At 63.7% G+C, this 14,349-nt stretch carries 13 protein-coding genes and 2 pseudogenes; 4 read left to right on the forward strand and 11 right to left on the reverse strand.

Features of this window, described 5'->3' with window-relative positions:
- The 5 genes and pseudogenes from NKI37_RS21175 to NKI37_RS21195 form a co-directional block, all read right to left on the reverse strand.
- Positions 1-747 carry an aspartate/glutamate racemase family protein gene (locus NKI37_RS21175; protein ID WP_023730871.1) on the reverse strand — a complete coding sequence of 249 codons (747 nt, stop codon included), beginning with the start codon at positions 745-747 and terminating at the stop codon, positions 1-3.
- 2 nt (positions 748-749) lie between these two features.
- Positions 750-1,568: an ABC transporter permease gene (locus NKI37_RS21180; RefSeq protein ID WP_023669394.1), complete on the reverse strand. Its 819-nt coding sequence runs from the start codon at positions 1,566-1,568 to the stop codon at positions 750-752.
- Position 1,569: 1 nt separating this feature from the next.
- Positions 1,570-2,397, reverse strand: a pseudogene (locus tag NKI37_RS21185) (ABC transporter permease); the annotation flags it as partial.
- A gap of 321 nt (positions 2,398-2,718) precedes the next feature.
- Positions 2,719-4,008: an ABC transporter substrate-binding protein gene (locus tag NKI37_RS21190; RefSeq protein WP_352787967.1), complete on the reverse strand. Its 1,290-nt coding sequence runs from the start codon at positions 4,006-4,008 to the stop codon at positions 2,719-2,721.
- A 34-nt stretch (positions 4,009-4,042) separates the two neighbouring features.
- On the reverse strand, positions 4,043-5,143 hold the full coding sequence (locus NKI37_RS21195; protein ID WP_352787964.1) for an ABC transporter ATP-binding protein: 1,101 nt from the start codon (positions 5,141-5,143) through the stop codon (positions 4,043-4,045).
- Positions 5,144-5,407: 264 nt separating this feature from the next.
- Here NKI37_RS21195 and NKI37_RS21200 point away from each other — a divergent pair, with 264 nt between their 5' ends.
- On the forward strand, positions 5,408-6,118 hold the full coding sequence (locus NKI37_RS21200; RefSeq protein WP_023669398.1) for a GntR family transcriptional regulator: 711 nt from the start codon (positions 5,408-5,410) through the stop codon (positions 6,116-6,118).
- A 3-nt stretch (positions 6,119-6,121) separates the two neighbouring features.
- On the opposite strand, the gene NKI37_RS21205 is transcribed toward NKI37_RS21200, so the two are convergent.
- On the reverse strand, positions 6,122-7,351 hold the full coding sequence (locus NKI37_RS21205) for a GNAT family N-acetyltransferase (RefSeq protein ID WP_023669399.1): 1,230 nt from the start codon (positions 7,349-7,351) through the stop codon (positions 6,122-6,124).
- A gap of 91 nt (positions 7,352-7,442) precedes the next feature.
- On the opposite strand from NKI37_RS21205, the gene NKI37_RS21210 reads away from it, so the two are divergent.
- A complete protein-coding gene (locus NKI37_RS21210) occupies positions 7,443-8,501 on the forward strand; it encodes a polysaccharide deacetylase family protein (protein ID WP_023669400.1) in 1,059 nt (352 codons plus the stop codon).
- Between the two features lie 15 nt (positions 8,502-8,516).
- Here NKI37_RS21210 and NKI37_RS21215 read toward each other — a convergent pair whose 3' ends face one another.
- The gene (locus tag NKI37_RS21215; protein ID WP_023669401.1) at positions 8,517-8,732 is read right to left on the reverse strand and encodes a DUF2842 domain-containing protein; all 216 of its coding nucleotides are present in this window, start codon (positions 8,730-8,732) and stop codon (positions 8,517-8,519) included.
- Between the two features lie 150 nt (positions 8,733-8,882).
- On the opposite strand from NKI37_RS21215, the gene NKI37_RS21220 reads away from it, so the two are divergent.
- The gene (locus NKI37_RS21220; protein ID WP_023669402.1) at positions 8,883-10,007 is read left to right on the forward strand and encodes a COX15/CtaA family protein; all 1,125 of its coding nucleotides are present in this window, start codon (positions 8,883-8,885) and stop codon (positions 10,005-10,007) included.
- Between the two features lie 53 nt (positions 10,008-10,060).
- Here NKI37_RS21220 and NKI37_RS21225 read toward each other — a convergent pair whose 3' ends face one another.
- From NKI37_RS21225 to speB, 3 genes are all read right to left on the reverse strand, one after another.
- Positions 10,061-10,900: an aminoglycoside phosphotransferase family protein gene (locus tag NKI37_RS21225; RefSeq protein WP_352787961.1), complete on the reverse strand. Its 840-nt coding sequence runs from the start codon at positions 10,898-10,900 to the stop codon at positions 10,061-10,063.
- A gap of 61 nt (positions 10,901-10,961) precedes the next feature.
- Positions 10,962-11,888 (reverse strand): N-acetyl-gamma-glutamyl-phosphate reductase, encoded by a 927-nt coding sequence (gene argC / locus NKI37_RS21230; protein ID WP_023669404.1) that lies wholly within the window; start codon positions 11,886-11,888, stop codon positions 10,962-10,964.
- A 29-nt stretch (positions 11,889-11,917) separates the two neighbouring features.
- Positions 11,918-12,919, reverse strand: coding sequence for an agmatinase (speB, locus tag NKI37_RS21235; protein ID WP_023669405.1), 1,002 nt, complete (start codon positions 12,917-12,919; stop codon positions 11,918-11,920).
- A gap of 98 nt (positions 12,920-13,017) precedes the next feature.
- On the opposite strand from speB, the pseudogene NKI37_RS21240 reads away from it, so the two are divergent.
- Positions 13,018-13,237: pseudogene (locus NKI37_RS21240) on the forward strand (glycerophosphodiester phosphodiesterase family protein); the annotation flags it as partial.
- A 200-nt stretch (positions 13,238-13,437) separates the two neighbouring features.
- On the opposite strand, the gene NKI37_RS21245 reads toward NKI37_RS21240, so the two are convergent.
- Positions 13,438-14,310 (reverse strand): aldo/keto reductase family oxidoreductase, encoded by an 873-nt coding sequence (locus tag NKI37_RS21245; RefSeq protein WP_023834212.1) that lies wholly within the window; start codon positions 14,308-14,310, stop codon positions 13,438-13,440.
- Positions 14,311-14,349 lie beyond the last annotated feature (39 nt).

The raw sequence follows: 14,349 nt of genomic DNA on the forward strand, positions 1-14,349 counted from the left end.
TCACTCCGCGGCGACCACCCCCGGCGAGAAGGATTTCAGCACGCCGCGATAGGGCTTGGCCAGCGGACTGGCATAGGAGCCGCGCTTCGAGGTCGACAGGCCCAATGCGATCAGCGCCTCGGCCTGTTTGAGGGCGGCGCCGACGCCGTCGATGACGGGCAGGTCGAACTCTTGCTGCAACCGGTGTGCCAGGTCGGCCATGCCGGCGCAGCCGAGCACGATGGCCTCGGCGCGGTCTTCCGCTATGGCGCGGGCGATCTCGGCGCGCAGTTTCTCGACAGCGCCGGAAGCAGCGTCTTCAAGCGAGAGTACGGGAATGTCGGCGGCGCGCACGCGGGCACGCCCGGCCATGCCGTAGCGGTGCACCAGCCCCTCGACAGGGACACGCGAGCGTTCGGTGGTCGTCACCACTGTGAAGCGCTGGGCAATGTAGGAGGCGACACTGAGTGCGGCCTCGCAGATGCCGATGACCGGAATGGAGGCCATGGCGCGTGCCGCATCCAGGCCGGTATCGTCGAAGCAGGCGATGATGGCGGCCTTAGCCCCGGCACGTTCGCCGGCGGCGATCTCCATCAAAAGGCCGGGCACGGCCAATGCCTCGTCATAATAGCCCTCGATCGAGGCAGGACCCATCGAGGAGGTGACCGCGATCACCTCGGTCCCGGCGCCGGCAACGGCGCGCGCCGCCGCCGCGATCGTCTCGGTCATGCTCGCCGTCGTGTTGGGGTTCACCACCAGTATCTGCACGATCAAACCCTGGCCCGCCTGCGGCCAACATAGAGGATGGCGCCCAGTGTGGCCAGGATCACCAGGAAGGAGAACACGGTGGTCACCGTGCCCAGCGCGTAGAGCACCGGCGTCGTGACATTGGTGGTCATGCCGTAGATCTCGAGCGGCAGCGTGTTGAAGGTGCCCGACGTCATCAGCGTGCGGGCGAACTCGTCATAGGACAGCGTGAAGCCGAACAGGCCGACGCCGATCAGGCTCGGCGCGATCATCGGCAGCACGACATGGGCGAAGGTCTGCCAGGAGTTGGCGCCCAGGTCACGCGCGGCTTCCTCATAGGCGGGCGAGAAGCGGTTGAAGACGGCGAACATGATGAGCACGCCGAAGGGCAAGGTCCAGGTCAGGTGCGCGCCGAAGGCCGATGTGTACCAGGCTGGGCGGAAGCCGACCTGCTGGAAGACGACGCCGATGCCGAGCGAAATGATGATCGAGGGTACTACGAGGCTGGCGACCGCCAGGTAGAACAAAGCGGTGGCGCCACGAAATTTTTGCCGGAAAGCGAGCCCTGCCAGCAGCGACACGACGACGGTGACGATCATCACCATAAGGCCGAGCACGAGCGAGCGCTTGAAGCTGCCGCCGAAATCGCCGACCGCCTGGCGCTCGAACAGATTGGCGAACCAGTGCAGCGACACGCCATTGAGCGGGAAGGTGAGGCCGCCGGTCTCGCCTTGGAAAGAAAGGATCAGGATCGCCGACAGCGGGCCGTAGAGGAACAGCACGAACAGAGTGAAGAAGACCGCAAGCACATAGAATTCGAGGGTGCGTTTTTCGTGGCTCACCTCAAAGCTCCTTGCGGATGTCGACGATGCGCAGGATGCCCGCGACCATCAACAGTACCAACACCAGCAACACTACGGCATTGGCGGCGGCTGCGGGATACTGCAGCAGCGACATCTGGTTCTTCATCATCAGTGCGACCGACGCGCTCTGGCCGCCCGACATCACCTGCACAGTGGAGAAATCGGCCATCACCAGCGTGACGACGAAGATGGTGCCGATCGCCATGCCGGGCTTGGCCAGCGGGATGACGACGTTCCACAAGACCTGCCAGCCGGACGCGCCGGCATCGCGCGCGGCCTCGACCAGCGAGCGGTCGATGCGCATCAACGTGTTGAAGATCGGCGTTACCATGAACAGCGTGTAGAGATGCACCATGGCCAGCACCACGGCGAATTCCGAATAGAGCAGCCATTCGATGGGTTTTGGCACCAGCCCCAATTGCACCAGCGTCGAGTTGATCAACCCGTTGCGGCCAAGCACCGGGATCCACGAGATCATGCGGATGATGTTGGAGGTCAGGAACGGCACCGTGCAGACAAGGAACAGCACCATCTGCATGGCGGTGGTGCGGATATGGAAGGCGAGGAAATAGGCGACCCAGAAGCCGATGAACAAGGTCAGAGCCCAGACGATGGCAGCGAATTTGATGGTGTTGAGATAGGTCTTCCAGGTGACCCATGATCCCAGCACGTCGGAATAGTTCGTCGTCAGGAAATCCGGATACATGGCGGCGAAGTCGTAGTCCCAGAAGGAGACGACGACGATCATGATGATTGGCAAGAGCAGGAACGCACCGAGGATGACCGCCAGCGGCGCCGATTGCAAATAGGGCGTGACGGCGCCAAGGGAGACGCGGCGGCGTCTGGCGGGCTTGGCTGCTGCGATGGCGGGGCGTTCGAGCGCGACTGTCATTGGGAAAATCCTCCGCGTGATCGCGATGACTTGCGATCCTTCGCGCCCCCCTCTGTCCTGCCGGACATCTCCCCCACGAGCGGGGAGATCGAACTCTCATAACGGCCTTCGCCAAACTCCAACGTTGCTAACGAAGAGCCGGCCATGACGCTGCCAATCTCCCCCCAAGTGGGGGAGATGTCCGGCAGGACAGAGGGGGGCGCGAAGGATCGCAACATCACAGTGAACGCGTCCGCTCTACGCCGCGATGAATTCGTTCCAGCGCTTCACCATGTAGCGGTCCTCGTCCATGACCGAGTTCCAGCAGGCGACTTTGCCCATACGCTCTTCGAACGAGCCGCCGTCGCGCACGGCGCCGGCCTTTTCCATGACGGTGCCGTCCGGCGCCTTGATCTCGCCCTTGGCCGGCTTGCCTTCGATCCAGTAGCCCCATTCGTCCTCGGACATGAACTTCTTGGCCGAGACCATATTGGCGGAATAGTAGCCCTGGCGGTTGAGATAGCCGCCGACCCAGCCCGACGTATACCAGTTGATGTATTCGTAGGCCGCGTCGAGCTCGGCGCCTTTCAGATGGGCGGCAAGGGCAAGGCCGCCGCCCCATGAGCGATAGCCCTCCTTGAGCGGCTGGAAGCGGCATGCGATGCCTTTGGAGCGCACGGCGGCGACGGCCGGCGACCACATAGACTGGATGACCACCTCGCCCGATGCCATCAGGTTGACGCTCTCGTCGAACGACTTCCAGAAGGCGCGGAACTGGCCGGCCTGCTTTGCCTTGATGAGGAAGTCGATCGTCTTGTCGATCTCTTCCTTGGTCATGTTGCCCTTGTCGGCATATTTGATGCTGCCTGTGGCCTCCATGATCATGGCCGCATCCATGATACCGATGGACGGGATGTTAAGGATCGCGGTCTTGCCCTTGAAGGCCGTGTCCATGATGTCGGCCCAGGTGGTGATGTCGCGGCCGACGAGGTCGGGCCGGATGCCTAGCGTGTCTGCATTGTAGATGGTAGGCACCATGGTGAACCACTTGGTCGGCGCCTTGGCGAAGGTCTTTGAGTCCTGCGCTTCGACATAGCCGACCGTGTGCGGCGCGGTGCCCTGGGCAATGATGCTGTCGGGCGTCAGTTTGCCGGTTTTGAACAACGGCACCAGCTCGTCGTAATATTTCAGCTTGCTGACATCCATCGGCTGCAGCACGCCGCTCGGGAACACCTTCTTGCAGATCCAGTATTCGATGTCGGCGATGTCATAGCTGTCGGGCTGGGTCACGGCGCGCTGGGCGGCCGCGTCCGAATCGGTCGCCGTCATTTCCAGCGTGATGCCGAGGTCGGCCTTGCACTTGTCGGCGATCGCGTTCAGGTTCGACACGCCGGTGCCAAACTGGCGCAGCGTGATGTTGGACTGCGCCCAGATGGTTGGGAAGCCGGTGATGACGCCCGAGCCTGCGGCGAGGCCGACGGCGGCCGCACCTGTCTTGAGCAACGAACGGCGCGAAATTCCGGTCTTTGTTTCTACTGTTTTTGTCATTCCTATTCCCCTGTTTTGTTTTGCTTCGTTGAATTCATGAATGAAGGCGGCCGAGGACGATGGCGTCCTCGGAATCCCAGGCGAGCGGTACGGCGTCGCCAAGGGCGACGGGTTTGGCGAAGAAGTCGGAATCGTCGATGATAACGGTGAAATCGTCGATGCCGCCGCCGGCGACCGACAGCTTCACCGTGGCGCCGCGATATTCGATGTTGGAGACGATGCCGGTGAAGCCGAGGCCGGGAGAGGGTGCTTCGCCGATGCGCACATGGTCGGTGCGGATGGCGATGTCGATCGGCGTGCCCACCTCCTGGCCCGCCTCCCGGCCTTGCCCGCGGGCGGCGAGCGAGGCGCCACCATTGACGTCGAAGACGACCATGCCGTCGCGCGCGCCGGTAACCCGGCCGGAGATGACATTGTGGTCACCCATGAAGCGCGCGACGAAGGCGGTGGCCGGCCTTTCGAACACATCTCGCGGCGGCGCCGCCTGTTCGATGCGGCCGTCATTCATCACCACGATCAGGTCCGCCAAGGCCATGGCCTCTTCCTGGCTGTGGGTGACGTGGACGAAAGTGATGCCAAGCGAGGTCTGCAATTTCTTCAGCTCGGCGCGCATGCGTATCTTCAGGAACGGGTCGAGTGCCGACAGCGGCTCGTCGAGCAGCAGCGCCTCGGGATCGGTGATCAGAGCGCGGGCGAGTGCAACACGCTGCTGCTGGCCGCCGGAAAGCTGCGCCGGCCGGCGCGTCGCATAGGCCTCCATCTGCATCAGCTTGAGCATGTCGAGCGCCTTGGCACGGCGCTGCTCCTTGTCGACGCCCTTCATCTTCAGGCTGAAGGCGACATTGTCGACAAGGTCGAGATGCGGAAACAGCGCATAGGACTGGAACATCATCGCCGTGCCACGCTTTGCCGGCGGCAAGTCGGTGACGACGATGTTGCCGAGGCGGACATCGCCCGACGAAATGCTTTCGTGGCCGGCGATCATGCGCAGCGTCGAGGTCTTGCCGCAGCCGGAGGGGCCAAGCAGGCAGCAATAGGTGCCTGCCGGTATCTTCAGGCTGATGGCCTCGACGGCAGTCGTCGTTCCGTACACTTTCGAAACGGAGACGATGTCGATCTCGGCGGCTTTGGACATTCAGGCTTCCCCGTTTGGTCGCGTCAACCAATGCATTATGCGTGCCAATCGGCGAGATTCGGCCAAGCGTTTGAATCATCAGCAAAATCGGAATTCGTGCCCACTGCCTAGCCGGTGGGCTATCTTGTGCATTGCACAAATTATGGGCGATTGTGCGCGATCCGCGCAAGAATCGTATGCAATCTTTTTTGGCTTCGTGTCCACTTTGCCTCTCGTGCGCAGGCGACGAGTTGCGCTAGAAAGAGGCTGGGAACCATCATCGCCATGAACATTGCCGATCAGATCCATTCCGCCGACAGCGCCAACCAGGATCGCGCCCAGGCGATTCGCGACAATCTGCGGGACGCCATCGTCGACCGTCGGCTGACGCCCGGCACCAAGCTGTCGGAAGGCGAGGTCGGCACGCTGTTCGACGTCTCGCGCACCGTCGCGCGCGCGGCGCTGCAGATGCTGTCCTTCGAGGGGCTGGTGCGTACCGAGCGCAACCGTGGCGCCTTCGTCGCCAACCCTTCGCCCGAGGAAGCGCGCCAGGTGTTCGCATCGCGCCGGCTGATCGAGCCGGGCATAGCCATTGCCGCCTGTGGGCGGGTCACAGCCACCGATATCGCTGCGTTCCGCGCGCAGCTCGATGAGGAAGGCCGCTTCATCGCCGAGCGCGGCCCAACCGCCCGGCGCTCCGAAATCAAGGCGTCGGGCGATTTCCATCTGCTGCTCGCCTCCGTCGCCGGCAATGCCATCCTGCAGCGCTTCATGGAGGAGCTGGTGGCGCGTTCGTCGCTGGTGATCGCCCTTTACGGACGATCCGGCGTGTCGGCCTGCGGACACAGTGAGCACACGGAAATGGTCGGCGCGCTGGAAAGCGGCGATTGCGGGTTGGTGAGCCGGCTGATGCTGCACCATATCGACCACATCGAGGCAGATCTCGACCTGCGGGTCAGGGCCGGCCCGGCGCTCCGCGAAGCGCTGAATTTCTGAACGCTAGTTTTCGTCGTCCGTGGGAGCGGGCGCTGCCTGTCCGGCGGCCTTGCGGCGCAGCATCTTGGTCAGCTTCCAGACCGTCGGGTTGTTCTTGATGAAGGCTTTCGCCCGTGCGCCCTGCCGCAGCGCCGACGCCAGGGCGCGTCCCTTCAGCGTCAGGGGCGCCAGCACCTCGAAATGCTGGGTCTCGATATCGCACCAGAGCCGCTTGTAGGGCTCGTCGCCGACCGAGAAATCATAGACATCGAAGCCTGTTTGGCAGGCTTCCTCGATGATGTCGAAGAAAAGGAAATCGCCGGGGCTGGTGTGGCCGAGATCGTCCTCGGCGATGGCGCCGAATTCGCAGATCAGGCGTTTGCCCGAGCGGCTCGAGCCGGTGATTGCGCGCAGCTTGCCGGCCACTTCGAGCCCATGCAGCACAAAGGCCGGTTTCTCCTCGGCCAGCGCGCCGGCGAAGAGGGCACGGAAGAAAGCCCGCACCTCCGGCTCGCCGAAGACATTGGCGATGCCCATCTTGGCGAAGCGGAACTCCTTCATCTCGAAGAAAGCGTCGAGCAGCCGGTTCACGTCTTCGGGTGTCTGCGCCTCGATGCGGCGATGAACGCCGACCGCCTCGAATTTTCGTGTCTGCGAACGGTGCTTCTTGCGCTTGCGCTTGCCGCCCACACGCGACAGCAGCGCATCGAAACCACCGTCGAGATTGACGGCGAGCGACAGGTTTGGGCTCGGAAAGTTGGAGAACGCCACCAGCGGATTGGCAACACCATCGAGGTCGGGCAGAAGCCTTTCCAAGGCAACGAGATCGATGTCGGGACGCGCCTTGCCGATCGCCGTCACCAGCCTGCGGATCCCCCCAGCATCTGCCTTTGCCAGCCATGCCGGATCGGCGGCGGCGAAATTGCCGTTGGCATGGCGCCCGCCCATGAAGCGGGCGACGCGGAATGGACCAGTTCGCGTGATTTCCAGTGCCAGTGCAAAGACCGGCCTGTCCTCGATTGTCAGCGTGGCAATGACGGCATCGGGATTAGCCTGCGCCGTCCAGGCACGAACCCAGTCCGCGCTTTGCGCCGGCGCAAACAGCGCCGAACGGCAGAATTCGCCGTAAGAGGCGAGCGCGGCAGCATCTGCGATCGACACCGACAGACTGGTCTGGTCGGCAGCCGGCGTGCGCGCAGACGCCTTGCTTGCGGCGAGCCGATTGCCGTCAAATGACGCGGTGGCGTCAACCATACCTCAATCCTTAAGGCGTATTCGTCGCGATCAGGAGTTCGCGTCGGCGCGTTCCGTGCTTGGATCGAGCCTAGGCGCAAAAGGTGAATGAATGATCGACGGTGGTGAGGCAGTTCGGAAACTGGCGCTTAATATCGCCCGCTTTACCGGCCTTGCACCGCTGGCCAAGCCGTTTGTCGGCGGCATTGGCGCCATCCTCATGTTGCATCGGGTCACCGCCACGCCGGAGAAGCCGGACGGCGTTAACCGCCACCTCAACATCGCCCCGCGATTCCTCGACGCTCTCGTCGCCGACATGAAGTCGAGGGGCTATGCCTTCGTCACCCTCGACGAGGCGATCGAGCGCATCAAGGCCGGCGGCAAGGACGGCCAGTTCGCCACCATCACCGCCGACGACGCCTATCGCGACAACATGACCGAAGCGCTGCCAGTGCTCGAAAAGCACGACGCGCCGATCACCATCTATGTCGCGCCGGGTCTGATCGACGGCAGCGCCGATTTATGGTGGGACGTGGTCGAGGATATCGTCAACGCGCGGGAGCGTTTGACGCTGGCGACGCCGAAGGGGCCGGTGACCATAGACTGCTCGACCCACGGCAAGAAACTCCACGCCAATGCGCGTCTGCATGCCTATCTGACGCTCGAGGTGCGCGAGGAGGATCAGCGCGCCGTGCTGCGCGATCTGGCGCACTCGAACGGCATCGACCTCGATGGCTTGCGCCCAAGCACGCTGATGACCTGGGACGACATCCGCGCCGTGGCCGGGCACAGGCTGGTGACGATCGGCGCGCATACGGTCAACCACCGCAATCTGAAGCGGCTCGACGAAGGCGATGCGCGCCATGAGATCGTCGACGTCAGGCGCCAACTGCAGGCGCAGCTCGGCGAAGACCCCCGTCATCTCGCTTACCCCTATGGTTACGCCAGCGCTGTCGGCTGCCGCGAAGTGGGCTTTGCCCGCGACGCCGGCTACGCCTCGGCGGTGACCACTCGCCACGGCGTGCTGCACGCCGAGCACGCCGGCTTCCTGCACGCGCTGCCGCGCATTTCGATCAACGGCCGCTACCAGAGCGTCGCCCATATCCGCACCATGTTGTCGGGCTTAACGACGCCGCTGGCCAATGCCGGCAAAATGGTGGTCACCATCTAACCTGGGGCGGGCTCTTCAGCCTTTCGGCGGCGGCTCCAGGATCAGCCATTTGATGATGCCCATCGCAGGCAGCACCCAGAACAGGCCGCTGAACAGGAAGAACAGGAAGTGCACCAGCGGGCTGGATTGCGACAGCTGCGCGACCGCTATGATCGACGCGACCAGCGCATAGATGATGACCAGCGCCACCAGCAGGAAAGTTCCGATCAGCTTTTTCAGGCGGATGGGCATGAGCGTTCTCGTTGATCGCCTCCGCTTAGGCCCAACCGCGCGCCTGTGCAACCCGGGAGATGCGGCGCGACGGCGTGCCGCGCCGTCCGGTCTTGTCAGCCGGGTTGCGATGGTTCACCAATCCGCCACGTCAACCTGCCGGGACCAACCATGGCCGCCATATCAGCCGCCGCGCCTTACATTGACCGCGATCGCGACTTGAAAAATCGGGCGCTGGTGCGCGGCTGGCTGTATGTCGTGCTTCTGGTGCTGTTTGCGCTGGTGCTGGTCGGCGGCGCCACCAGGCTCACCAATTCCGGCCTGTCGATCACCGAGTGGAAGCCGATCCACGGTGTGATACCGCCGCTCAATGACGCGGAGTGGCAGGAGGAATTCCAGCTTTATCAAAAGATTCCGCAATATGCCGAGCTCAACAAGGGCATGAGCCTGGACGCCTTCAAATCGATCTTCTGGTGGGAATGGGCGCACCGCATCCTGGCGCGCAGTGTCGGCCTGGTCTTCGGCCTGCCGTTGCTGGTCTTGTGGGCGACGCGCCGCATCGAGCGCGGCCTTGGGCCAAAGCTGGTCGGTATTCTGCTGCTTGGTGGCCTGCAAGGCGCCATCGGCTGGTGGATGGTGGCCTCCGGCCTGGTCGACCGCGTCTCCGTCAGCCAGTACCGGCTGGCGACGCATTTGACGCTTGCCGCCCTGATCTTCACTGCCACCATGGTGGTCGCGCGCGGGCTGGCGCCGCATTCGGAGCCTGCCGCCGGCCGGTCGACGCAAAGACTGGCCGGTTTCATCGTGCTGCTGGCGCTGGTCCAGATCTATCTCGGCGGGCTGGTCGCAGGGCTCGACGCCGGCCTGAGCTACAACACCTGGCCGCTGATGGACGGCAAGATCATCCCCGGCGAGCTGCTGCTGCTCGAACCGGCCTGGCGCAATTTCTTCGAGAACCCGAAGACGGTGCAGTTCGTCCACCGGCTCGGCGCCTATACGGTCTTTGCCATCGCGCTCTGGCATATGATAGCGACGCGCCGGCGGCTGCCGGGCACGACACACGCACGCCGCGCAACGCTGCTGTTTCTGCTGGTGCTGGTGCAGGCCTCGATCGGCATCGGCACGCTGCTGATGCAGGTGCCGCTGCACATGGCGCTGACCCATCAGGCCTTCGCGCTGGTCCTGCTGGGATTTGCCGCCGCCCACTGGCGCGGCAACAAGGGCGCCTATCCACTGCCAACGCGGCCGCCCATGAACGCAGGTACATCGTCTACGGTGTCTTGGCCGTCGCAATAATCTATTTCGCGAACGAACTGCCTCGCTACGTCTAAAGCGCGAGGCTGCGCCGGTCAGAAGCTGAGCCGCACCTTTCGGATCACTCCCGCAACCGACAGCTCGCGGTTCTCGTCGACCGCATTCTCGTCCTCATGATGCCATGCGGCCGACAGGCAGCCATAGGCGATGGCATGGTCGAGAATGGCAGCCGGCGTCTGGCCGAGTGTCCTGGCGAAGATCTCAGCCATATGCGCGATGCGCTCGGGATCGAGGCAGAGGTCGTCGCGCCCCAGTGGGTTGTAGAACAGATTGGCGGCGTCGAAGCCGGGATCGCCGAGCACGCCCTTCGGGTCGATCGCCAGCCAGCCGCGCGCACCGTGCAAAATGTTGTCGTGATGCAGGTCGCCATGCAGCGGCTTGACCGCATGCGGGGCATCGAGCAGCCGGTCCGCGATTTCGGCGGCCTCGATATAGAGGCTGTGCTCTCCGGCGTCGCGATCGGCTCCGGCCTTTTTGAACAGGCTGGCAAACCGTGTCCGCAGCGGCTGCAGGTCCGGCGGGTCAGGGTGTCTTGTGGGCGAGAACAGTCTCCCCATCAACTCGGCCGCGATTGCGGTCGCGGGGTTGTCGCCTTCTTTGGCCAGAACGTCGGAAAGCAGGGTGTCGCCGGCATATTCGAGCAGCATGCGGTGGCCGTCCCGGCCAAGCAGCCGCACCGCGCCTTCGCCGCGCCGCCATGCGAGATAGTGCTCGCCGCGCAACTCGTCCTCGACATCGTCGAATGGTTTGAGCGCCTTGACGATGGCCGGCGAGCCGTCCTCACGCCGCACCTTCCAGATGCGGCTCGAAAACGTCTCCGCAATGAGCTCGGGCGCGCTGATCTTCCAGCGCTTTGGAAATGCAGGCGCGTCCATTCAGAGCGTGATGCCGAAAAGTGTTAAGCGGTTTTCGGGCAACATGCTCTCTCCAACTGAATTAAAGGCCGAGCATCAGATCCATGTTCTGAACGGCAGCACCCGAGGCGCCCTTTCCGAGATTGTCATAGACCGCAATCAGCAGCGCCTGCGCCCTGTCGTCATTGGCAAAGACATAGACCTTCATCCGATTGGTGCCGTTATAGACCTCGGGATTGATCTCGGGCAGGCGCTCCACGTGCTCGTAAGGAGCTACCTCGACCACGCCGCCCTTGATGGCGGCAAAATGGTCGGCGATTGCCGCGTGCAGTTCGGCGCCGGCCGGCACATGGTCAAGCCCGCCGAGCTGCAGCGGCACCACCGTGATCATGCCTTGGGCGAAATTGCCGACCGCCGGCTGCATGATCGGATCGTGCGACAGCTTCGCATAGGTGCGCAGCTCCGGCACATGCTTGTGCTGCAGGGTCAGCCCATAGACCTGGAATTCAGAGGCATCCTCGCCCTTGGCGACATAGTCCTCGATCATCGGCCGGCCGCCGCCCGAATAGCCCGAAATGCCATTGACGGTGATCGGGAAATCCGCCGGCAGCAGGCCGGCGGCGACCAGCGGCCGCAGTGTCGCGATCGGTCCTTGCGGCCAGCAGCCGGGATTGGCGACGCGTTTTGCATTGGCGATGATCTTGGCCTGGCCCTTTTCCATCTCGGCAAAGCCATATTCCCAGCCCTCGGCGACGCGATGCGCCGTGGAGGCGTCGATCACCTTGGTGGTGTCGTTGGCAATCAGCGATACGCTTTCCTTGGCAGCCGCATCCGGCAGGCACAGGATGGCGACATCGGCTGCATTGAGGAACTCGGCGCGCGCCGCCGTTTCCTTGCGGCGCTCGGCCGGGATCGAGATGATCTCGAGGTCGCCGCGCTCGGCCAGCAGCGCCCGGATCTGCAGGCCGGTGGTGCCGTGTTCGCCATCGATGAAGATTTTCGGTTTCATGTGCCCGTCAATTCCCTGCTAATTCAGGCCTATATGCCCTGGCCATGGTTTGCCGCGCCATGGTTGCCGCTGTTCAGCTCTTCCGCCCGCGCTTTTCGCTCGGCCACCAGGCCGAGATAGTGCATGGCCACCATCGAGCCGGCGATCGCGGTTATATCGGCGTGATCATAGGCCGGCGCAACCTCGACGACGTCGGCGCCGACAATATCGACCTGGCCGAGCTGGCGCAGCGTCGACAGGATTTTCGCCGAGGACGGTCCGCCGGCAACCGGCGTGCCGGTGCCGGGCGCAAAGGCCGGGTCGAGGCAGTCGATGTCGAAGGTGAGATAGGTCTTCCTGCCGCCGGTGCGGTCGACGATCGCATAGGCGATGTCGGAAGCCCGCATCTCCTCGATCTCGTGACCGTAAAGGATCTTGATGCCGAACGTATCGGGGGCATGCGTGCGGATGCCGATCTGGATCGAGCGGTCGGGGTCGATGATGCCTTCATTGACGGCGCGGCCGACGAACGAACCATGGTCGATGCGCTTGCCATCGTCAGGCCAGGTGTCCTGGTGCGCATCGAACTGCACCAGCGCCAGCGGCCCGTGGATGGCGGCATGTGCCTTGAGCAGCGGCCAGGTGACGAAATGGTCGCCGCCGAGCGACAACAGGAAGGCGCCCGATTTCAGGATTTTCGCCGCCTCGCGCTCGATCGTGCCTGGCGTCTTCTGGTGATTGCCCGAATCGAGCAGGCAATCGCCATAGTCGATGACGGCGAGATGCTCGAACAGGTCGCGCGAGAACGGATATTGCGGGTCGTTGTCGAGGATCGCCGAGGCGCGGCGGATCGCCTGCGGCCCAAAGCGCGCGCCCGGCCGGTTGGTGACGGCGGCATCGAACGGAATGCCCCACACGACGGCGTCCGCGCCCTTTGCATCCTTGGTGTATTTGCGCCGCATGAACGACAGCGCGCCGGCATAGGTCGGCTCGAAGGAAGGCCCCGTCTTGGAGCGGGCGGTGAAGGCGTTATCGATGGTCTGGTTCGCCATTACGGGTCCTTCTTTGTTCATCGGGCTGCCACAACTACAGAACCGGCACGCAAGATGCCAGTCACAGCTTGGCGAAGGACTTGTATCGCCAAGGTGCAAGGCCCGGCGGCATCCTCTCCGGCGGCCGCGGCGATGAACTGGCGGTGCGGGCCGGCATGCCGGCCGAGACCACGGTTTCTGGGCCGAACGCGGCGCCACCATCATCCAGACCGACGAACCGAAGGCTGCCATTGGCTGGCTGGGGGCCAACGGGTTTAGGGTGCCTTATGTGGATGAGGCGAAGCCGGCCGAGCCGCGAATACGGCGAGTATCAATTAGAAATCGTACGTCGGCGCCATCACCCCACCCGGCGCTGCGCGCCGACCTCCCCATCGAGGGGAGGTAGGGCGTTGGCGCTTTAGATTCCGACAGTCGTAGCGATTGCGAGGCATGCAAGGCTGCCGCGACCTCCTACCTCCCCTCGATGGGGAGGTCGCGCCGAAGGCGCGGGTGGGGTGACAGCGCCGCCCGCAAAATCTTCACGCCGCTTTCGCCACCCCATCCAATTCCCTTAGCACATCGGCCGACAGCTCCAGTTCCGCCGCCGCCAGGTTCTCTCTCAAATGCCCGATCGACGACGTCCCCGGGATCAGCAGGATGTTCGGCGAGCGGCGCAGCAGCCAGGCGAGCGCAACCTGCAAGGGTGTGGCGCCGAGCCGCGCGGCCACATCCGACAAGGTCGACGACTGCAGCGGGCTGAAACCGCCGAGCGGGAAGAACGGCGTGTAGGCGATACCGGCGCGCGCCAGTTCATCGATCAACCCGTCGTCGTCGCGATGCGCCAGATTGTACTGGTTCTGCACGCAGACGATCTCGGCGATCCCACGGCCTTCCTCGACCTGCGCTGGGGTGACGTTGCTCAGGCCGATATGGCGCACCAGACCCTTGCGCTGCAGTTCGGCAAGCGCGGTCAACTGCGGCTCGATCGAGCCCTCGGCCGGACCCATCACCCCGAACATGATGCGCAGATTGACGACATCCAGCACCTCAAGGCCGAGATTCCTGAGATTGTCGTACACGGCCTGCTCTAGTTCCTTGGCGGAATAGGCAGGCAGCCAGGAGCCGTCGCTGCCGCGCCGCGCCCCGATCTTGGTGACGATGACGAGGTCTTGCGGATAGGGCGCCAGCGCTTCGCGGATCAGCTGGTTGGTTACATGCGGGCCATAGTAGTCGCTGGTGTCGATGTGGTTGACCCCGGAGGCCACCGCTTCGCGCAGCACTGCAATGGCCGCGTCATGATCCTTCGGCGGACCGAAAACGTGCGGGCCGGCAAGTTGCATGGCGCCGTAGCCGAGCCGTTTCACGGTGTGGCTGCCGAGGGTGAATGTGCCGGATTTTTGGATGGTGGACATGGTCGGTCTCCTTTGAGGAGGCGAAGATAGACGCTGCTC

Source organism: Mesorhizobium sp. M0626 (assembly GCF_040320665.1).
In the GTDB taxonomy this organism is placed as follows: Bacteria; Pseudomonadota; Alphaproteobacteria; order Rhizobiales; family Rhizobiaceae; genus Mesorhizobium.